This window comes from Oceanomicrobium pacificus (assembly GCF_009833495.1).
Classification (GTDB): Bacteria; Pseudomonadota; Alphaproteobacteria; order Rhodobacterales; family Rhodobacteraceae; genus Oceanomicrobium; species Oceanomicrobium pacificus.
Genome location: NZ_WUWG01000001.1, coordinates 818,564 through 837,320 on the forward strand (window position 1 = coordinate 818,564; position 18,757 = coordinate 837,320).

The 18,757-nt window shown below is 65.0% G+C and carries 18 protein-coding genes and 2 tRNA genes; 10 read left to right on the forward strand and 10 right to left on the reverse strand.

The window, feature by feature from the left end; genetic code table 11:
* The first annotated feature begins 218 nt into the window (after positions 1 to 218).
* The 4 genes from GSH16_RS04080 to GSH16_RS04095 all read left to right on the forward strand — a co-directional run bounded on the left by GSH16_RS04080 (position 219) and on the right by GSH16_RS04095 (position 2,909).
* Positions 219 to 530 (forward strand): ETC complex I subunit, encoded by a 312-nt coding sequence (locus GSH16_RS04080; RefSeq protein WP_160852179.1) that lies wholly within the window; start codon positions 219 to 221, stop codon positions 528 to 530.
* An 8-nt stretch (positions 531 to 538) separates the two neighbouring features.
* Positions 539 to 615 (forward strand) — tRNA-Arg (locus GSH16_RS04085).
* 264 nt (positions 616 to 879) lie between these two features.
* On the forward strand, positions 880 to 2,010 hold the full coding sequence (locus GSH16_RS04090; protein ID WP_160852181.1) for a TauD/TfdA family dioxygenase: 1,131 nt from the start codon (positions 880 to 882) through the stop codon (positions 2,008 to 2,010).
* Positions 2,007 to 2,909 (forward strand): DMT family transporter, encoded by a 903-nt coding sequence (locus GSH16_RS04095; RefSeq protein WP_160852183.1) that lies wholly within the window; start codon positions 2,007 to 2,009, stop codon positions 2,907 to 2,909. The genes GSH16_RS04090 and GSH16_RS04095 overlap by 4 nt, the downstream gene beginning before the upstream one ends.
* Positions 2,910 to 2,914: 5 nt before the next feature.
* Here the strand turns inward: GSH16_RS04095 and rlmN are convergent, their stop codons facing one another.
* Together rlmN and GSH16_RS04105 are read right to left on the reverse strand one after the other, a co-directional pair.
* Positions 2,915 to 4,096 carry a 23S rRNA (adenine(2503)-C(2))-methyltransferase RlmN gene (gene rlmN / locus GSH16_RS04100; RefSeq protein WP_160852186.1) on the reverse strand — a complete coding sequence of 394 codons (1,182 nt, stop codon included), beginning with the start codon at positions 4,094 to 4,096 and terminating at the stop codon, positions 2,915 to 2,917.
* Between the two features lie 111 nt (positions 4,097 to 4,207).
* Positions 4,208 to 4,750 carry an invasion associated locus B family protein gene (locus GSH16_RS04105; protein WP_160852188.1) on the reverse strand — a complete coding sequence of 181 codons (543 nt, stop codon included), beginning with the start codon at positions 4,748 to 4,750 and terminating at the stop codon, positions 4,208 to 4,210.
* Positions 4,751 to 4,927: 177 nt separating this feature from the next.
* Between GSH16_RS04105 and GSH16_RS04110 the strand changes: the two genes are divergently transcribed.
* Positions 4,928 to 5,941, forward strand: coding sequence for an asparaginase (locus GSH16_RS04110; RefSeq protein WP_160852190.1), 1,014 nt, complete (start codon positions 4,928 to 4,930; stop codon positions 5,939 to 5,941).
* A 111-nt stretch (positions 5,942 to 6,052) separates the two neighbouring features.
* On the opposite strand, the gene GSH16_RS04115 is transcribed toward GSH16_RS04110, so the two are convergent.
* Complete coding sequence (locus GSH16_RS04115; RefSeq protein WP_160852192.1) at positions 6,053 to 7,507, reverse strand: DegQ family serine endoprotease; 1,455 nt, start codon at positions 7,505 to 7,507, stop codon at positions 6,053 to 6,055.
* A 203-nt stretch (positions 7,508 to 7,710) separates the two neighbouring features.
* On the opposite strand from GSH16_RS04115, the gene GSH16_RS04120 reads away from it, so the two are divergent.
* From GSH16_RS04120 to GSH16_RS04130, 3 genes are all read left to right on the forward strand, one after another.
* Positions 7,711 to 8,382, forward strand: coding sequence for a response regulator transcription factor (locus GSH16_RS04120; protein ID WP_160852195.1), 672 nt, complete (start codon positions 7,711 to 7,713; stop codon positions 8,380 to 8,382).
* A complete protein-coding gene (locus GSH16_RS04125) occupies positions 8,379 to 9,845 on the forward strand; it encodes a sensor histidine kinase (protein WP_328803155.1) in 1,467 nt (488 codons plus the stop codon). The genes GSH16_RS04120 and GSH16_RS04125 overlap by 4 nt, the downstream gene beginning before the upstream one ends.
* A 66-nt stretch (positions 9,846 to 9,911) precedes the next feature.
* Entirely contained in the window at positions 9,912 to 10,646 is a 735-nt protein-coding gene (locus GSH16_RS04130; RefSeq protein ID WP_205523952.1) for a hypothetical protein, read from the forward strand.
* Positions 10,647 to 11,085: 439 nt separating this feature from the next.
* Here the strand turns inward: GSH16_RS04130 and GSH16_RS04135 are convergent, their stop codons facing one another.
* Together GSH16_RS04135 and GSH16_RS04140 are read right to left on the reverse strand one after the other, a co-directional pair.
* A complete protein-coding gene (locus GSH16_RS04135) occupies positions 11,086 to 12,279 on the reverse strand; it encodes a carbohydrate porin (RefSeq protein ID WP_235912923.1) in 1,194 nt (397 codons plus the stop codon).
* A gap of 196 nt (positions 12,280 to 12,475) precedes the next feature.
* Entirely contained in the window at positions 12,476 to 13,231 is a 756-nt protein-coding gene (locus tag GSH16_RS04140; protein ID WP_235912924.1) for an amidohydrolase family protein, read from the reverse strand.
* On the opposite strand from GSH16_RS04140, the gene GSH16_RS04145 reads away from it, so the two are divergent.
* Positions 13,190 to 14,158, forward strand: coding sequence for a helix-turn-helix domain-containing protein (locus GSH16_RS04145; protein ID WP_328803156.1), 969 nt, complete (start codon positions 13,190 to 13,192; stop codon positions 14,156 to 14,158). The genes GSH16_RS04140 and GSH16_RS04145 overlap by 42 nt on opposite strands.
* Before the next feature lie 396 nt (positions 14,159 to 14,554).
* On the opposite strand, the gene GSH16_RS04150 is transcribed toward GSH16_RS04145, so the two are convergent.
* A tRNA-Ala gene (locus GSH16_RS04150) sits at positions 14,555 to 14,630 on the reverse strand.
* 146 nt (positions 14,631 to 14,776) lie between these two features.
* Between GSH16_RS04150 and GSH16_RS04155 the strand changes: the two genes are divergently transcribed.
* A complete protein-coding gene (locus GSH16_RS04155; RefSeq protein WP_160852201.1) occupies positions 14,777 to 15,256 on the forward strand; it encodes a CAP domain-containing protein in 480 nt (159 codons plus the stop codon).
* A 13-nt stretch (positions 15,257 to 15,269) separates the two neighbouring features.
* Here GSH16_RS04155 and GSH16_RS04160 read toward each other — a convergent pair whose 3' ends face one another.
* Genes GSH16_RS04160 through GSH16_RS04175 form a run of 4 tightly spaced genes read right to left on the reverse strand, consistent with a single transcriptional unit; the run spans position 15,270 to position 18,555 of the window.
* Positions 15,270 to 15,725, reverse strand: coding sequence for an ATP-binding protein (locus GSH16_RS04160; protein WP_160852203.1), 456 nt, complete (start codon positions 15,723 to 15,725; stop codon positions 15,270 to 15,272).
* 1 nt (position 15,726) lies between these two features.
* Positions 15,727 to 16,875 carry a sugar phosphate nucleotidyltransferase gene (locus GSH16_RS16055; RefSeq protein ID WP_160852206.1) on the reverse strand — a complete coding sequence of 383 codons (1,149 nt, stop codon included), beginning with the start codon at positions 16,873 to 16,875 and terminating at the stop codon, positions 15,727 to 15,729.
* The gene (locus GSH16_RS04170) at positions 16,872 to 17,234 is read right to left on the reverse strand and encodes an STAS domain-containing protein (protein WP_160852208.1); all 363 of its coding nucleotides are present in this window, start codon (positions 17,232 to 17,234) and stop codon (positions 16,872 to 16,874) included. Before GSH16_RS04170 ends, GSH16_RS16055 begins: the two co-directional genes overlap by 4 nt.
* 40 nt (positions 17,235 to 17,274) lie before the next feature.
* Positions 17,275 to 18,555: an acyltransferase gene (locus tag GSH16_RS04175; RefSeq protein ID WP_160852210.1), complete on the reverse strand. Its 1,281-nt coding sequence runs from the start codon at positions 18,553 to 18,555 to the stop codon at positions 17,275 to 17,277.
* Positions 18,556 to 18,757: the final 202 nt, after the last annotated feature.

Sequence of the window (18,757 nt, forward strand, 5' to 3'; positions counted from 1 at the left end):
GTCTGGCAGGAGCGCACACTTTTAGGTTGATTTAACCGCAATCTGTTCGCATAGTCGGATTCCGCCGGTTGGTTGCGCAGTCCACACCAAGCACACCTCGCACCCATAGCGTGGTCGACCGGCGGACCCGAAAGCCCGCGGATGCGGCTCCGCGCCGCTTGAAACAGCCCCACAAATTGGCGATAAGCGGTCAGAATTGACCGAGAGGATTCCGTCCCATGCTCGCCCGTATCTACCAGCCCGCCAGAACCGCCATGCAATCCGGTCAGGCCAAGACGCATGTCTGGCTTCTCGAATTCGTGCCGGAGCAGGCCAAGCGCATCGATCCGCTGATGGGCTGGACCGGTTCAGGCGACATGAACCGGCAGGTGACGCTGCGGTTCGACAGCAAGGATGCCGCGGTGACCTATGCCGAGCGGCACGGGATCGCCTACCGGATCGAGGAGCCGAAGCCGCGCAAGCACATTCTGCGCCGCGCCGGCTATGGTGACAATTTCGCCTCCAACCGTCGCAACGCCTGGACGCATTGACGGTCTGCGACCCCTTAGCTCAACTGGATAGAGCAGCTGACTTCTAATCAGCAGGTTGAGGGTTCAAGTCCTTCAGGGGTCGCCATTTCCCAGATTCCTAGCCGCTGACCGCGCATCCCGCAGGGCGCAAAAAGCTTGCGCGACCGCCGATCGCGCCCTCCAATGGGCCCCATGTCTATGTCGCACACAGAGGCCGCGGCCATTGGGCGCCATCCCGGCGCGCCGCACCGCAAGGTCCATGACTGGTGGCCGCCGCCCGCAACCCGGTTCGCCGCGCCTGCGGGCGCGTGATACTGACCGCCCGCAGCCGGGGTTGCCCCCGCGCGGGCCACGGGATGTGAGACCGACCATGACGGAAATTCGCTTCGATCCAGCGCAGGGATGCCTGCGCCTTATCCGGCCCGATGGCACGGCCGATGCCTACCCCTATCTCTGGCTGCGGGACAATGACCCTGCCGGCTTCCATCCGCAGACCGGCGAGCGGAGTTTCGATCTGTTGAGCGTGCCGCCCGATCTGGCGCCGCAAACGGCCTCGGTGGCGGACGGGATGTTGCACCTGTTCTGGCCGGACGGGGCCGAGACACGTGTCGCACTCGACTGGCTGGCCGCGCATAGGCCCGGGCACAGGCGCCCCGATCCGGCGGATGTCGCCCCGCATGTCTGGACGGCAGATCTGACCCCGGCGGGCATTCCGCGCGCCGCGGCCTGTGACCTGCTCACCGATGATGCGGCGCTTCTCGACTGGATCGTTGCGGTCAAGCGGGTCGGGCTGGCGCTTGTCACCGGGCTTGCCGACGACCGGGAGGCCGGGCTCGATGTGGCACGGCGGGTCGGTTTCCTGCGCGAGACGAATTTCGGCCGGACCTTCGAGGTCATGTCGAAACCCGATCCCAACAATCTGGCCTACACGGCCGATGCGCTGCCGCTGCACACGGACCTGCCCAATCAGGATCTGCCGCCCGGCATGCAGTTCCTGCATTGCCTCGCCAACGAGGCCGAAGGCGGCGGATCGGTCTTTGCCGACGGGTTCGCGCTGGCCGAAGCGCTGGCAAATGCGGCACCAGACGCCGCCGATGCGCTCGCCGACATCGCCATTCCGTTCCGGTTCCACGATTCGGAATTCGACATTCGCAGCCGCAAGCCGGTGCTGGTGCGCGACCGGGATGGCAGGCTGCGCGAGGTCTGCTACAACGCCCATATCGCAGATATAGCCGATATGGGCCTAGACGAGATGACACGCTTCTACCCCGCCTACCGGCGGTTCATGGCGCTGACGCGCGACCCGGCTTTCCGGCTGGAACTGAAGCTCGCCGCGGGCGAGATGGTCGTGTTCGACAATCGCCGCGTGCTGCACGGGCGGAGCGCGTTTGACCCCGCGACAGGGCGGCGGCACCTGCGGGGCGCCTATGTCGACCGCGGCGAGTGGGACAGCCGGTTGCGTATCCTGACAGCTGCGCTGAACAGGCCGGCCGCCGCATGAGCGACCTGCCCGCCACGCCGAGCCGTCGTGATGCGGAGATCGGGATCGCGTTCATGCTGCTCGCGATGTTCCTGTTCACCGCCAATGACGCGCTCGGGAAATGGGTGGTGGCGGATATGCCGGTGGGCCAGATCCTTGCCGTGCGCAGTGCCGCCGCGCTGGCCCTGCTGGCGCTGATCGGCCGTCTGAAGCCGCGCGCGCTGGTGGCCCAGATCAAGGCCGATCCCGCCCTGTCGGCCCTTCGGCTGGCGCTCGTCGCGGCGGAGCCGGCCTGCTTCTACTGGTCGGTGCGCTACCTGCCGCTCGCGGATGTGTTCGCCTTCTACATGGCCTCGCCGCTCTTCCTGACGATCCTGTCGGCGGTGGTCCTGCGCGAGCCTGTGGGACCGCGCCGCTGGACGGCGGTGCTCCTCGGGCTGGTCGGGGTGGTGCTTGTCTTCCCGCCCTCGGGCGCGGCCCTGTCGCTGCCGGCGCTCGTGGCGCTTGCAGGCTCGCTGTCGCTCGCGGGGATGCTGGTGCTCACGCGGATGCTGCGCCACAGCGATGCGGTTGGGCTGCTCGCGCTCCAGACTCTGGTCGTGGGGCTGGCCGGTGCCGCGACCCTGCCCTTTGCTTATGTCGCCGCATCACCGCTGGTCTTCGGGCAGATGGCGGTGCTGGGCGTGGTGGCGCTGGCAGCACACTATCTGATGAACCAGTCGGTCTCGATCGCGCCCTCGTCGCTGGTCGCCCCGTTCCAGTACAGCTCGATCGTCTGGGCGATCCTGCTGGGCTACCTGGTCTGGGGCGATTTTCCGAGCTGGCGGGCGCTGGCGGGCACGGCGCTCATCACCGGGTCCGGCCTCGCCGTTCTGCATTTCGAGCGCCGGGCAGCCCAGAGGGCCGCACGACAGAGCTGACGGGATCAGGCTGCGCCGGTTTCCGCGGCAATCTGGGCGCGGCTTTTGCGCGCGCGCTCGGTCGCGCTTTTCAGCTGCCCGCAGGCCGCCATGATATCCTCGCCCCGCGGCGTGCGGACGGGCGAGGCATAGCCGGCCTTGTTCACGATCTCCGCAAAGGCCTCGATCCGGTCCCAGTCCGACCGCTCATAGGGCGCGCCGGGCCACGGGTTAAAGGGGATCAGGTTGATCTTGGCCGGAATGCCCGCGATCAGTTTCACCAGACGCCGCGCATCCGCATCGCTGTCATTCACATCCTTCAGCATCACATATTCGAAGGTGATGCGCTCGGAATTGGACAGGCGCGGATAGTCGCGCAATGCCTGCAACAGCGTCTCGATGTTCCATTTCTTATTGATCGGCACCAGCCTGTCGCGCACCTCGTCGGTGGTCGCGTGGAAACTGACGGCGAGCAGGCAGCCGATTTCCGCGCCCGCGCGGGCGATCTCGGGCACGACGCCCGACGTCGAGAGCGTGATCCGGCGGCGCGAGAGGGAAATCCCCTCATTGTCCATCGCGATCTGCATCGCATCGCGCACATTGTCGAGATTGTAGAGCGGCTCGCCCATCCCCATCAGAACGATGTTGGACACAAGCCGGCGGTCCGACGGGCGCTCGCCCGCTTTCGGCCATTCGCCAAGATCGTCGCGCGCAACAAGGATCTGGCCGACGATCTCGGCGGCGGTCAGGTTGCGCACCAGTTTCTGCGTGCCGGTGTGGCAGAAGGAACAGGTGAGCGTGCAGCCGACCTGGCTGGAAATGCAGAGCGTGCCGCGATCCTCCTCGGGGATATAGACGGCCTCCACCTCGTGCCCGCCGGCGATCCGCAGAAGGTATTTGCGGGTGCCATCCTCGGAAATCTGACGCGTGACGATCTCGGGGCGGGCAATGTCGAACGCCTCAGAAAGCAGCGCGCGATACGGTTTGGCGAGGTTCGTCATCTCGTCGAAATCCTGCACGCCGCGCACGTAGAGCCATTGCCAAATCTGCCCCGCGCGCATCCGCGCCTGTTTCTCTGGCGTGCCCGCTTCGATGAGGGCCGCGCGCAACTGGTCGCGGGTCATCCCGATCAGGTTCGGGCGCGCGCCCTCCTCCGACTTGCGGGGAATGGTCAGAAGGTCCTGCGTGATCGGTGCAGTGGCGGACATGGCGGGGCTCCGGCGGATCTCAAAGCGTGAAAATGACGACGCCCCCCGGATGCCGGAGGGCGTGAACAGCCATCTATATAGCATTGACGGCGGGCAGATGCCAGAGGTGCCCTATTTGCACATGTTCGCGGCATTCTCGATCGCGGCGGTGAAGCCCTTGAGCGAGAAACTGTCGGTCGTCGTGGTCCCGCGGGAGGACACGCCGACAACTCTTGCGGTGATACCGGCTTTCATCTTGGCGATGAGCGCAGCTTCGCGGTTCGGGTCGCCCCAGGCCCATTCGGCATCGACGCTGCTGTCGGGATAAAGCGAATATTCCTCGTCATCGATGATGATCTTCACGGTGCTGCCCTGCCGCAGCGGGTAGCCGGCGGCGAAGCTGACCTCCGTCACGTTGCTGCCGGGACGCTGAACCACATAGAGCCGGATATCGCCGCGCCGCACCGACACGGTGGAACCGTTGCGCTTGGCGGTGCTCGACGAGGGTGCGGAAACGATGAAACATTCCACCGGCGCGCCCGTTTTCTTGGCGTACCAATCGTTGAACTGGGTGGCGTCCTGCGCGGACACGGCCCCGGCGCCAAGGCCGAGACCGGCAGCCAGCACCAGCGTGCGGAACAGGGAACGGGCCGGATTGCGGGTGGATCGGGTCATCTACTACTCAGCCTCCAGAGGTTCGGTTGCGTGCTGGGGTCCCTGCCCGTGATCGGGTCTTTGCCGGACCGGCGCGCCATGTCTTGCCTGCTTGTATTTACCCCGAAAGCAAGAGATGTTTCCACCCCCAATGCACCTGCTGGCAGGCTTGTGAAGCGCGATCGAAAGGAAGACGAGATGAGCGAACCCGTGATACTGGCCGATGTCTGGCGCGGCGGCCGGATCGAGTCGCGGCACCGCGGCCATGCGGTGATCTGCACGGCAGGCGGGGACACGGTGGCTGCATGGGGCGACCCGGAAGCGGTGATCTATCCGCGCTCCTCGTGCAAGATGATCCAGGCGCTACCGCTCGTGGAAAGCGGCGCGGCGGACCGGGCGGGGCTGACGTCGGAACATCTGGCGCTCGCCTGTGCCTCGCACAGCGGTGCGGCCATGCATGTCACCCGTGTCGAGGATTGGCTGAAGGGGCTTGGCATGAGCGAGGCGGACCTGCGCTGCGGCATCCAGATGCCCGGCGATCGGACCGAGCGCCACCGGCTGCGTGCCGACGGCACCGCCCCCTGCCAGTGCCACAACAACTGTTCGGGCAAGCATGCGGGCTTCCTGACCCTGTCGAAGCATCTTCAGGCCGGACCGGAATATTGCGAACTGGACCATCCGGTGCAGCTGGCGGTCCGCGACGCGTTCGAGGACATGACCGGCGAGCGCAGCGCGGGCTACGGGATCGATGGCTGTTCGGCGCCCAATTTCACGACAAGCCTGACCGGTCTTGCGCGCGCCGCCGCGCGGATGGCCGACACGTCGGGCCTGCGCCCTGTGCGCGCGGCAGCGGCCGAACGGCTGGTTGCGGCCATGGGGCGGCACCCGCTCCTGATCGCGGGCGAGGGGCGCGGCTGTTCGGAACTGGTTGCGGCGATGGACGGGCGCACGGTCATCAAGACGGGCGCGGAAGGGGTCTACTTGGGCATCCTGCCCGACCGCGGGCTCGGGATTGCGCTGAAGGTGGAGGATGGCGCGACCCGCGCGTCCGAAGCGGCCATTGCGGCGCTTCTGGTGCGGCTCAGCCAGATCGAGGCCGACCATCCGGCGGTGCAGCGCCGGATGAAGGCCGAGTTGCGCAACCGCCGCGACCTGCTTGTCGGTCATGTCACCGCGTCGGAGGAAATTTTCGCAGGCGGCGCGGCGCTCTGAGGGGCCTCGCCGCCTGCTGGAACGACAACCGGGCCGACGGGACTGACCCGCCGACCCGGTCGCTGGCCGGATCCCTGCTCCGGATCCGGCCCGATGCCGGTACCGGGTGCGTCAGGACACGGCGACTTCGGCACCGACATAGAGCGCGTTCCCGCCACGGTTCACCCGCAGGAGCACCTTGTCCTGTGCATCGGCCGACTTGATCGCTGCGGCCAGATCGGCGGGCGAGGTGACCGGCTTGCCATAGGCTTCCTCAATCACGTCGCCGGGCAGAAGCTTGCCCGCGTTCGGCCCATCGGGCGCCACGGAGGCAACAAGCACGCCGGACGTGTCCTCATCGAGGCCCATCTGCCGCGCCAGATCGGCTGTCAGCGGCTCCACGGTGATGCCGAGCGGCGAACTGGCCGGCTCGACCTGCGCCGGGGCGCCGGACTCCGCAGCCGCAAGTTTCCCGATTTCCACCGGCAGGACCATCTCCTCGCCATTGCGAATGATGGTCAGCTCCGCCGTGGTGCCGGCACGGATCGCGGCAATGAGACCGGGCAGGTCGCTCATCTCTTCGACGGGCTGGCCGTCAACGGCGACGATCAGGTCGCCCGATTTCAGCTTGGCCTTCAGGGCCGGACTGTCGGGCTGCACGTCCGAGACGAGCGCGCCGCGCGCCGTGTCGAGGCCCATGGCACCAGCCAGGTCCGGCGTCACCGTCTGGATCTGCACCCCGAGCCAGCCGCGTTCGACCGTGCCGGTGTCGCGCAGCTGGTCGACGATGCCCTGCACCGTCTTGGCCGGGATCGAGAAACCGATGCCCACCGAGCCGCCCGACGGGCTGAAGATCGCGGTGTTCATGCCCACGACCTCGCCATCCTCGTTGAAGAGCGGGCCGCCGGAATTGCCGCGGTTGATCGCTGCGTCGGTCTGGATGTAGCTGTCATAGGGGCCGGAATTGATGTTCCGGCCAAGCGCGGAGACGATGCCCGAAGTCACGGTGCCGCCCAGACCGAACGGGTTGCCCACCGCCACGACCGCATCGCCCACACGCAGCTCGTCACTGTCGCCGAAGGGCACGGTCGGTAGGTCCTCCGCGCCTTCGATCTGCAGGAGGGCGATATCAGTCATCGGGTCGGAGCCGACAAGCGTTGCCTCGAACACGCGGCCGTCCTCGAGCGTCACCTTCAGCTCGGTCGCGCCTTCGACCACATGGTTGTTGGTCACGATCTCGCCCGTGTCGGAGATGATGTAACCGGACCCGAGGCCACGGGCCGGGGCAGGCTGCTGGGGCTGGCCCATGCCGGGATTGCCGAACTGGCGGAAAAACTCCTCGAACGGAGAACCCGGCGGGAAGGGAAGATCGGGAATGGCGCGACCGGCCGCCGGGGTCGGCTTGGTGGAGGTCACTTCGATGAAGACCACGGCAGGGGAGACCTGTTCCACAAGGTCGGCATAACCGCCTTCAGGCACATGGGCATAGGCCGGAATGGCCGTGGTGCTGGTCAGCGCGGTCAGGCCGAGTGCCGAGGCCACGGCGAGCGCGCGCACGGATTTGGTCAGGGTCGGGATCTGTGTCATCTGAATCTGGTTCCTCATTGCGTCAGACGGACCGGGTGTCATCCCGGCTTTGGCTGATAGATGCGCCGCCGAGGTTTCGCCGTCCTGTCCGCAGGATTACAGTTTCGTAAGAAACGCCCGATTTCGCCGTTTCCGCACGGTTTCGCCATGGAAAGCGCGGGAAATTCGCTCGCAATCGGGCGCGGACATGCTAGCAAATTCCCATGAAGATCCTGCTGGCCGAAGATGATGCGCAGACCGCGCGCTACATTCGCGACGGGCTCACCGCCGAGGGCCACGCGCTCGATGTGGTGGGCACCGGGCGCGACGCGCTGGTGCAGGCGACCTTGCAGAATTACGACCTGATCCTGCTCGACCGGATGATGCCGGAACTGGACGGGTTGGCCGCGCTGCGCGCGCTGCGCGCGGCCAAGGTCGCGGTGCCGATCCTGTTCCTCACCTCGATGGACGGGGTGGATGACCGGGTCGAGGGGCTGCAGGCCGGAGCCGACGACTATCTGGTCAAACCCTTTGCCTTTGCCGAACTGTCGGCGCGCATTCAGGCGCTGGCACGCCGGCCCGCCCTACAGGGCGAGGTGACGGTGCTGGAAGTGGGGCCGCTGAGGATGGACCTTGTGCGCCGGCAGGTCACCCGCGAGGGGCAGGAGATCGACCTGCAACCGCGTGAATTCCGGCTTCTGGAACATCTGATGCGCAATGCGGGGCGTGTGCAGACCCGTACGATGCTGCTCGAAGCCGTGTGGGACTTCCATTTCGACCCGCAGACATCGGTCGTGGAGACGCATATCAGCCGGTTGCGCGCCAAGATCGACAAACCGTTCGACACGCCGCTCCTGCACACGGTGCGCGGCGCGGGCTACATGGTGCGCGCGTGAGCGGGACGGCGGAGGCGGGCGGCCGCCGCACGCGCGTGCCCGCCTGGGCGGCTTCGTCCTCCATGCGGCTGGCTTTGACCCTGTCGGCGCTTTTCGTCGTCTCCACCCTGACCGCCGCGGCTGTATCCTTCCTGCTCCTGTCGGGCGAACTGGCGGGGCGGCACCGCGCGGACGCGCAGCAAATGGCGGAAAATCTGGCCGCCACCTATCAGGTGGCGGGCCTGCCGGAACTGCATGCCCAGATCGCGACCAACGTCATCACGACCCGGGATTTCAGCAACCTCTACCTCTTTATCGACCGCAGCGGCGCGGCGGTCTTCGGCAATTTTTCCGTCCGCCAGCCCTTCACCGGTTCCCGCGACCTCGTGGCCGGGCGGGACATCTCGCTTGTCGGCGCCCCGCCGGGGATCGAGGGGCAGAATTTTGCCGCCTACGGTCTGCAGATTCCGGCCGGCTGGATCCTGACCGCACGCAACACGCGCTGGATCGCCGACACGCGCCGCATCGTGATCCAGACGCTGGCCTGGGGCCTCGGGGCGGCGCTGGCCCTGTCGGTCCTGATCGCGCTCTGGCTGGGGCGGCGGTCGGAGCGGCGGATTGCGCGGCTCAACGCGATGCTCGATCAGGTGGCGGCGGGCAATATGGCACTGCGCTTCGATTATGACCCGGGCTGGCCCGACGATATCAGCCGGGTGGCGGATGCGATGAACGACATGCTCGACCGTCTGGGCCGCTCAGTCGACAGTTTGCGGCAGGTCTCCACCGATGTGGCGCATGATCTGCGCACGCCGCTCACGCGGTTGCGGGCGCGGCTGGAGCCGCTTCTGGTGCGCGATGACCTGCCCGAAGGCGCGGCGCAGGAACTGGATCTGGCCGTGGCCGAACTCGACACGCTGGTGCGCACCTTCAACGCGGTGCTTCGGATCAGCCAGATCGAGAGCGGGCGGGCACGGCCGCGCCTCGACGCGGTGGACCTGCGGCAGCTCTGCGCCGATCTGCATGAGATGCTCTTGCCGGTGGCCGAGGATCAGGGCCACCGGTTCCGGTTCGCGGATGGCACGGGCGACATGCATGTGACCGGCGACCGCGACATGCTCGCGCAGGCCATCACCAATCTGGTGGAGAACGCGATCCGGCATTGCCCCGATCCCGCGGAGATCACTCTGGCGCTGGCACGCACCGGCGATGCGGTCGAGGTCAGCGTGGCCGACACGGGCCCCGGCATCGAAGCGGAGGCACGCGACGATGTGTTCCGCCGGTTCTTCCGGCTGGAAAAGAGCCGCTCGACCGAAGGCAGCGGCCTGGGTCTTGCGTTGGTTGCGGCGATCCTGCGGCTGCATGATGCGACGATCAACCTGTCGGACAATGGGCCGGGCCTGCGCGTGACCGTGCGGTTCGGCGGGGCGCACCCACCCGACCGGGCGGCAGGCCGCGATGCATTGGCGGCGGGCACGAACTTGTGACAAGGTGGGGTCACTGCCTGCGTGCACACTCCCCCGACCCCGGCAACAGATCAAAGGTGCGTCCCCGTGTCCAGCAACAAGCCTTTCGCATGTCGTCCAGATGTTCCTATCGCAGCGGTATCAGGTCGCTGCGCGGCACTGGCGCTGGCCGGCGCCATCTGCGCGACGACCGCGTCCGCGCAAGAGCAGGAAAAATCCTCTGACGATCCGACGAAGATCGCCACGAAGGCCGGCATTTCCTACACCGATGAGGCGGCGATTTCCGGGTCACTGGCCTTCGGTCCGGCCACAAAGGTCAATGCGCGCATCTCCGAGAGCGGGCAATGGTCGCTCGGCGCGTCCTACCTCTTTCCGTTCGGCATCGTGACCTTCTCGGCCTCCAGCCTGGAGTTCGACAATGAAGCGTCGCAGACGCGCTATTCGCTCGGCGGCTTCATCCCCGTCACGGCCATGGGTGTCCGGACCGGCAACTGGCAGGTTTTCGTACCGTTCGGCTACACCTACACGGAAGGCGAGGTCGTGGTGTCCGCCCTTGGCATCGAAGACCCGTTCTTCGTCGATGTGAACAGCCGCAGCGGCTATACCGGCCTCTTCGCGATCTATCCGTTCAACGAACAGTTCACGCTTCTGAGCGGCGCCGTGGGCACTGTGGGCACCGACGATTTCACCGGCATATCGCTCGGCACCGGCCTGTCCTACCATTTCACGGAGCAGGACACCCTGTCCGTTTTCGCGAGCGTCATCGACAACAGTTTCGGCAGCCGCGACCGGCTGGGCATCTCCTACAGACGCGAGTTCTGAGGGGATCGGTTGGTTGGTCGGAACATTCCGAACTTTCGGTCCTGTACCGGCAACACAAGGATTTTAAGGCTTGAGAGGCCGCACCTGCATGAGCGCAGCCACGATCCGGCGACCAAGCTTTTCACTATGGATTGCCAGCAAATTCGGAAGCATGCCTCGTCCCGGAATTTGGATGCCTAAAACAAAACGGATTATCCGACATTTCCGCCAGCCAATATGCGCAACATAAACGTTCGCGCCTTTCATGGCCGATTTGCGACATGGCTCGCCCTAAATTCTCTTCTGCACACCCACGTGGCCATCTGGCCGTCACGTTGCGTTCTGAAACGAAATATTCTGAAAAAAACCAGCGTGCCGATCAATTGGCATCACCATTTCTTACCCGGTTCAGAATTGGATTCCTCGTGGGAGGGAGCTCAAGCGAAGATCGGAGTTGGCGCTAGAAAACAACCCGCGCCCGCAAACCGAGGATCGTCAGGTTATCCGACGCCGGATCGAGGAGCGGGTTCGAGATATACTGGATCGATGGGGTGATCTGGACATCGGGCGAGATGTTGAAACGATAGAAAAGCTCCGATGTGAACTGTGTGTCCTCGATCCCGCGCGCTTCGGCCCAGTTGAAGCCGATCCCGGCGAGGTCCGTGTTGCGGCGATACCAGCCCAACCCGGTCGAGAGGGACCGTTCGTAGAGCGCCGCCGTGCCGTCCGACCAGCCGGCGCGCAGGAAGGGCATCCACTGGTTGTCGATGAACCAGGCGGCTGAGAGGGCCAGCCCCTTATCCTCTGCGCGGGAGCCGTCCTCGGCCGCATCCGACTGCCATGCCGTGAGGTGGATATTGTCGAAATAGAGCCGGTCGGACCCGCTCGTGTAGCCGAGTTCGAGGGATTTGAACGTCTCGCCGGTCCGGAAAACTTGTGCATCCGGCTCGGCCGGGTTGCCATTGGCATCCGCGATTGCGCCGACAGCATAGAAATTGTCCCCGATCCTTGCCCCACCGGCGATGCCGAGGCCCGGATTGGGTGCGTTGATCGTGGGGTTGGTGTTGAAGGCAAGGTTCTGGAAGGCGGTATAGGGGCTGACCATTCCGTAGACATCAAGGAAATCCGTCACGTCGATCTGGCCCAATTGCAGGGTCCAGCGTCCGTCCGGGTCGCGCTGGGTCCAGAACAGGTTTGTCAGTATCGTGCCACTGTCATTGAACGCGGTGCCGGTAATGGAAAGCGCGCCGGTCTCGAAGCCGTGGAACTGCGGCGCCACCGCGCCATAGGCCTGCCGGTTCTCGACCTTGAAGGTGAGGCTGCCGGTGTCCGTCGCCTGCCAGGCCCCATAGAACCGGAGGATGCCACCGCCGGCGCGATCTTCCCCGAGGTCGCTGTCGCTCCACTGGCCGAGCGCGAGATAATCGAGATTGAACCGGAGACCCTGTTCCGCAAGCCCGTCCTTCCAGGCAAACCCCTCCTGCATAACGCTTCGCGGGAAATCGCTGCGCGGTTGCGGATCGGTCAGGCCATCGCCCGGCGTCAGGTCCGCCGCGACCGAGGAAGGGCCGGAAAGCCCGCCTTGCGCTTGGACCGCCGCCGGCATGAGAGCCGCCGGGAGCAAGGCAAGGGCCAGAAGGAACCTTTGGGTCATCATCACTCCAGTTCGTTTCCGTCGTGGTGCAGACTGTCCTCGGGACTGCGGATCGGTTGCCGGCCAGACAGTCGGGCTCCGTCGAGACGGACGCGTGGCTCCACATCCGGACGGGTGGACACATGTTCACCGTTGGCCGGTTCCCCCAACTCGGCAGAAATGGCGGGCGCGCCGAAACTAGCGCGGCCCGCCCACCTCACAGATTGCCGAAATAGGCATCGCGTTGCGGACCGGCCGGCTGGAAAGCGGGCGCGTTCTCGTCGGGCAGCCAGTTCTTGTAGACCAGACCGTCCTTCATCACGAAATCCACATTCTGGCGCAGGATCGCGTCCAGATCCTCCAGCGGGTTGCCATCGACAAGGATGATGTCGGCATAGCCGCCCTCTGCAATCGTGCCGAGCGTCCCGTCCTTGTAGGGATTCATCCCGCCGCTCCAGCTCAGCACTTCCGCCGCGTTCGACGTGGCCGTTTTGAGCGAGAGCAGGTTGTTGTTCGCAACCTTGTTGAACCAGAGCACATTTTCGGCCTGCCGCACCACGTCAGGGCCGAACATGTCGCCGCCGGTCACGATGAGCACATCATGCTTGATCGCCCATTCGAACATCTGCTGCGCACCGGCATTCACGGATTTGGCCTTGGCCTTCTGGTCGGCGCTGAAGAAGGTGATGCCTTCCGGGTCGGCAAAGGCTTCGAGCGACATGACGGCTTGCGCCGACAGCGCCACGCCTTCCTCCTTCATCCGGATGATGGTCTCCTCCGAAACCAGAAAATTGTGATCGATGACGCGCACCCCGGCGTCGATGGCGCGGTTCACGGACCGGTCGTGATAGGCATGGACCAGCACATAGCTGCCATAGTCCTTCGCCACCTCGACAATGGCCTCCAGTTCCTCGACCGACATTTGGGTGGCGTGGATCGGGTCGAACTGGCTGGCAACCCCGCCGCCGGCCATCACCTTGATCTGGGTGGCGCCGGCACGGAAATTCTGCCGCGCGGCACGGCGGACATGCTTGCCGATCCGTCTGCCCTTGCGCCGGCCAATTCGATCTACCGGTTTGCGGAACTGGCGGCACAGGAACTGGGCGATCCCCATCTGGGGGTGAAGCTCGGACTGGATCCGCGGATCGTCAAATGGCCTGTCATTGCGGATGCATTTTCGGCATCGAACGTGATGGTCGAGTTCTTCTCGCGGTTTCTGCTCGACGCGCAGAGGTTCACGACGCGCGTAGAGTTTCACCTCCGGATCGGTGCGGAAACGTCCTGGTTCGAGCGCGACCGCGGCTTCATGCCGGCCGACAGCCCAGCGCAGATCGACGCTCTGTCGGTTGGCCTCTTCGTGAACATCTTCCGACTTGTATTGGGCGACGGCTTTCAGGACAGGGAGATGCTCTTCCGGGTCTGTGCCCCCGAGGTGGCGCGCATACCGGCACTGGGTCAGTGCGCGCTGATGAAGGGGGATGCCCGGAAGTTTGCTTTTTCCTTCCCGTCCGAATGGCTGGTGCTGCCCATCCGTCAAGACCGCGACGCGGCATCGCCGCGCCTGACCAACAAACCGCCTTCGGAGTCGCTGATCGCGGCCATCCGCTCGAACATCCGTTCCAACATGGCTGATCCCGGTTTAGGTGTGCCGGCGCTGGTTGCCCAGATGGGGTTCAACCGCCGCGCGGTGCAGAAATACCTCCGCGATCGTGGTTCCGGCCTGTCCGACCTGATCGAGGAAGAGCGGCAGAAACTGGCTTGCGAGCTGCTGGACGCGCAGGCCATGTCAGTAGAGGAGATATCGGACAGGCTCGGCTACACCGACGTGTCCAATTTTTCCCGTGCGTTCCGACGGTGGACGGGTTTGGCGCCTTCGCGGTGGAGGCGTGAAGGTGATTGAAGATCTTAGATCCAATAAGAATCTATCATTGAGGCGAAACACCAAATTAGAAAGCACTCAATCAGCGAAATTTTCAGCGTGCCGGCGAAAAAAATAATAAAAGTATACGTATATAGAAAATATATCAAGTAATTCAAAATTTGAGATTGATATCCATTGATAAATTCACGAATGTAATATTTATTGTTATCACCTTAATATTCGGGAAGCAATTTTTTTTGCAGTCACTGAGTCCAACCAAAGAACCGACCCTGCATCTAAGCTGATCCGGAGGGTGGGGCGCAGATATCATGGCGCTGACAGCAGACCACTATCTACACCACCCAGAAAACGAGGTGTGTCATGATGGGCGCAACGAGTAAACACCAATTAAGTCATTGAAATTATTAGGGTGGATGGTGGAGCCGAGGGGAATCGAACCCCTGACCTCGTCATTGCGAACGACGCGCTCTCCCAACTGAGCTACGGCCCCGACAGCGTCCTTTTCACTGCAACTTGACGGGCTGTCAAGTCAGCCACGGTTGGCGGAATGCCGCCTGCGCGCCACATTTGCACCTTGGTTTCGTCGATTCCGGCCGCCATATTCAACGCAATGCAACAGGAGGACCCCCGCCCCCCATGCTGACCCGACGCGAGACTTTGACAGGTGTGCTGTCCCTGCCGGCGCTGTCGCTCTTTGCCTCCGAGGCAGAGGCCGCGCGGGCCGTAGCGCAGGAGATGTTCCTCTATTCCAACCAGTGGCGGCGCAAGAACGGGCTGTCAAACCTTGCCCAATCGCGCGCGCTGACCCGTTCGGCACAGGATTTTGCAGAATATATGCATCGCACCAACCGGTTCGGACATTCGGTCGACGGGAAACGGCCGATGCTGCGCGCCCGCGCGGCCGGCTATCGCGCCATGTATATTGCCGAGAACATCGCCGGACGCACCTATCGCGGCGCGCCGGAGCCGAATGTCGGCCAATTGCTCGTCGGCCAGTGGATCAATTCGCCCGGCCACCGCAAGAACATGGCGTCGCGCAAGGCGCGCGACCTCGGCTGTGGCGTGATGATCGCGGACGGGATGATCTACGCGGTCCAGACCTTCGGGCGCACCTGACGCCGGTTTTCCCCTAGCCTGCCTTTGCCCGTTCGCGCACCAGCGTGAGTGTCCAGATGTTGCGCTGGCCGTTGCGGGCATAGCTGACCGTGTCGGCGATCTCGTGAATGATCGACAGGCCAAACCCCCCTTCGCGCAAGGTCTCCGTACCAGAGCTGTTTGGATTTTCCGCCGGAGGTTTCGCGTCCGGTGCGCGGAAGGGCCTCCCCCTGTCCTCGCTGCGCAACCGCAGGAAGGACGGAGCCAGCGTCATCGTCAAGTCGATCGGCCCTGCGGTTCCGCCATAGGCGTGACGCGACAGGTTGGTGAGGAGTTCCGCCGAGACAAGTTCCACCTCTTCCTGCCGGTCCGCCCAGGCCGGGGTCCGCGCGATCAGCCGCCCGATGGCCGCCGCGATTTCGGAGACCCGGCGCAGGTCGGACTGGAACTGCCAGTCGAAATGGCGCGGCAGGGCGGGATCAGTGCGCATGTCAGGCGTTGGCCGCCGATGCGGCCAGCCGTAACGGTCGGGCGGGTTTGCCACGCCAGACAGGGCCGCTCCGGTCGAGCGGCGGCGCAGGTCCCCCGCCGTCGCGCGCCAGCGGCATGGTCACGCTCCAGTTCGGGTCAACCAGCTGGTCGGCCACGATGGCGCCGGGTGACAGGCGCACGCCCGGCCGCAGGATCGAGGCCGAGACGTGGCAGCGCGGACCGATGACGCAATCCGCTCCGATCCATGTCGGTCCCTCGATCCGCGCCGCGGGGTCGATCCGCGCGCCGGCCTCGACAAAGAGCGGCCCGCGCCAGTTCAACCGCTCCGGGTCGACCTGCGCGAAAGGCGCCAGCGTCAGTCCCTCGCCCACCTGATGGCCCGGCGGGGACAGGCCCGCAATCCGGCCGTGGAGCGCGCGCGCGATCGTCTGCCCGTAATCGCGGATGCACCCGATATCGATCCACTGGAACGGCGTTCGGTCCACCTTGACCGGCACGCCGGCGGCAAGGAGTGCCGGGATCAGATCCTGCGCGATATCGGGTGTGCCGCCCTGCGGCAGATGCGACAGTACCTCCGGCGACATGATGTAGATGCCGACATTGGCGAGATTGCTGGCCGCATCCTCCACCTTCGGTTTCTCCTGAAATCCCTCCACGCGTCCGGTGCGCCGCGCGCGGATGATCCCGTATTTGGGAATATCCGAATCCGGCACCTCCTGCGCGAGGATGGACAGTTGCGCGCCGCTGGCCCGGTGCCGGTCCATCGCAGCCGACAGGTCGGCATCGATGAGTGCGTCGGCACACAGCACGATGAAGGGCTGGTCGAACGGTGCGATCCGGTCATGGATCCGGCGGAGCGCACCGGCCGATCCGAGCGGTGACGGCACGGTGCCGCCGCTCGCCCAGCCATATTCGCGCGAATAGGCAATGGAGAGCCCGTGCCGAGACCCCGTGCCGAGCGCATCGATGATGCGCTGGCCGTGATGGGCGACATTGACGATCACTTCCGTGACGCCGCAGGACGCGAGCCGCCCGAGGAGATGATCCGCGATCGGACGGTCGAAGATCGGCAGGAGCGGCTTCGGCGTATCCGCGGTCAGCGGGCGGACGCGGCTGCCTTCGCCTGCCGCAAGAAGGACCGCCCTCACCCGCCTGCGCCGGGTGCACCGGCGGCGGCTTCGCCGGACAGTGCCTCGGCCCTCGTGCTGCTGATCTCGAACACGCGGTCCATCCGCGTCAGGCGAAACACTTTCTCCACCCCCGGTGTCAGTCCGCAAAGCTGGAACCGACGCTCGCGGCCAGCCCGTTTCATCATGCCGACAATCGCCCCGAGGCCGCTCGAATCCATGAAAACGACCTGGCTGAGATCGAGCAGGATGTCGCCCGTGGCCGTATCGATGAGCGGCAGGGCGGCATTGCGCACGTCGACCGCCACAGAGGCATCGAGCCGGGCCAATCGCGGCGACAGGATCAACGTGTCGACCTGATGTTCCTGATCGAGATACATGGATGTTCCTTTCAATTGGCGACCGGCAGGGCCGGCTCAGTCACTCGGCCTGCCGCGGCGCAGGCTCGGACAGGCGGTTCCGGTCGGGTTTGATGGTCGCGGGCGAGGGCCAGAATTTCAGCGGACCGAGGCCGATGGTCCAGGCGAGCGGCGGCACACGCGCGATGATCGCGACCGCGATGCTGGTGCAGGCCAGCGCGCCGAAAAATTTTGCGCCCACCTGCGCGGTTGGTGTCAGGTCGAGCCCGGCAATCCGGATTTCCACCAGATCCATGAAGGCCGGATGAACGAGATAGATGCCGAAACTGTAGGGCGCGAGCCGGTGCAGGATCGGCGGCCAGCTTTTCCACGACAGGGCCATGACCCCGCCGAAAAGCACTGCCGGCATCAGGAAATCGGCCCAATAGGCCGGGGCATACCCGTATTGCCAGTCGCCGGCGGCCACGACGCGGGCGGAATAGACCAGCTTCAGCCCGTAGAGCAGCAGCCCCGCGAAAAGCGCCAGCCGCGCCCAGTCGCGCGCGGCGTCCGGCGTGTATCCGCGCCGGATGATGCCATAGAAGGACGCGCCGACCAGGCCGTAGCCGCCATAGGTCAGGATTTTGACGAAGCGCAGCAGATAGTCGAAATAGGGTGCGTCCGCGAGGCTGCTCCAGAGCCAGATTTCGATCTCCCGCTTGGCGAAGAGGCAGAGCAGAATCGCCAGCCCGACCGCAGGCATGCGCACCGCGACCCGGTAGAGCGGCACCATCAGCATCAGGCCGAAAAGCGTCGGCAGAAAATGCATGTGATACTGCACATCGCCCAGCAGGACATAGCCGAGCCACGACCAGGGATCGGCCAGTTGCGCGCGGATCGCGTCTGCATATCCGAACGCATCGGCCTTGATGAGCCGGTAGAAGGCGTAGAAGAGCACCCAGAAAGCGAAGGGCACGAGCAGGCGGCGGGCTTGTTCGCCCACCATGACCCGATAGGGGCGCGGCCGGCGGTCCAGCGCCAGCGTGACAAGGAACAGCGAGATCACCAGAAAGAGCTCTGTCCGTGCAATGTAGACCAGCGAGCGGAAAAGCACCGGCACGATGCGCTCATCCGGTGGATAGTCGGGAAAGGGCTGGCCGGCAAAGTCGGAGCTTGCATGGAGGCCGACCATCGAGATCCCGGCCATCAGCCGGAGCACATCGAGCCAGACCATCCGCCCCTGCGCTGTCGCCGGCGGCGCATCAGGCGCCACGCCCGCCGCGCCGGCGGCCATCAGACTGTCCGGCACGGCAGTTGCCCCCCGTCGCGGGTCGGTGTCCGGAATATGGCCGGGCTTCGGCACGAATGGCTCCCTCGGTCGGCTCACGAAACAGGCAACCAAGGCTGCCGCTCTTCGGTTACCAAACCCTTTCGCGCGCACCGCGGGAGACCTCTATTTATCTATAATTTTCATAAACTTGTTTCGCTCTTTCTCCGGCGGCCGTTATCCGATCCTTTACTCTCACAGCGCCAGTCTTGTCCTCCCGGTGGCCGCAGAACGCAGC

What these genes read in the sequence shown, in the direction of transcription:
- GSH16_RS04080 (WP_160852179.1), top strand. Translation starts at nt 219, where the DNA reads ATGCTCGCCCGTATCTACCAGCCCGCCAGAACCGCCATGCAATCCGGT.
- GSH16_RS04090 (WP_160852181.1), top strand. Translation starts at nt 880, where the DNA reads ATGACGGAAATTCGCTTCGATCCAGCGCAGGGATGCCTGCGCCTTATC.
- GSH16_RS04095 (WP_160852183.1), top strand. Translation starts at nt 2,007, where the DNA reads ATGAGCGACCTGCCCGCCACGCCGAGCCGTCGTGATGCGGAGATCGGG.
- rlmN (WP_160852186.1), bottom strand. Translation starts at nt 4,096, where the DNA reads ATGTCCGCCACTGCACCGATCACGCAGGACCTTCTGACCATTCCCCGC.
- GSH16_RS04105 (WP_160852188.1), bottom strand. Translation starts at nt 4,750, where the DNA reads ATGACCCGATCCACCCGCAATCCGGCCCGTTCCCTGTTCCGCACGCTG.
- GSH16_RS04110 (WP_160852190.1), top strand. Translation starts at nt 4,928, where the DNA reads ATGAGCGAACCCGTGATACTGGCCGATGTCTGGCGCGGCGGCCGGATC.
- GSH16_RS04115 (WP_160852192.1), bottom strand. Translation starts at nt 7,507, where the DNA reads ATGACACAGATCCCGACCCTGACCAAATCCGTGCGCGCGCTCGCCGTG.
- GSH16_RS04120 (WP_160852195.1), top strand. Translation starts at nt 7,711, where the DNA reads ATGAAGATCCTGCTGGCCGAAGATGATGCGCAGACCGCGCGCTACATT.
- GSH16_RS04135 (WP_235912923.1), bottom strand. Translation starts at nt 12,279, where the DNA reads ATGACCCAAAGGTTCCTTCTGGCCCTTGCCTTGCTCCCGGCGGCTCTC.
- GSH16_RS04140 (WP_235912924.1), bottom strand. Translation starts at nt 13,231, where the DNA reads ATGGCCGGCGGCGGGGTTGCCAGCCAGTTCGACCCGATCCACGCCACC.
- GSH16_RS04155 (WP_160852201.1), top strand. Translation starts at nt 14,777, where the DNA reads ATGCTGACCCGACGCGAGACTTTGACAGGTGTGCTGTCCCTGCCGGCG.
- GSH16_RS04160 (WP_160852203.1), bottom strand. Translation starts at nt 15,725, where the DNA reads ATGCGCACTGATCCCGCCCTGCCGCGCCATTTCGACTGGCAGTTCCAG.
- GSH16_RS04170 (WP_160852208.1), bottom strand. Translation starts at nt 17,234, where the DNA reads ATGTATCTCGATCAGGAACATCAGGTCGACACGTTGATCCTGTCGCCG.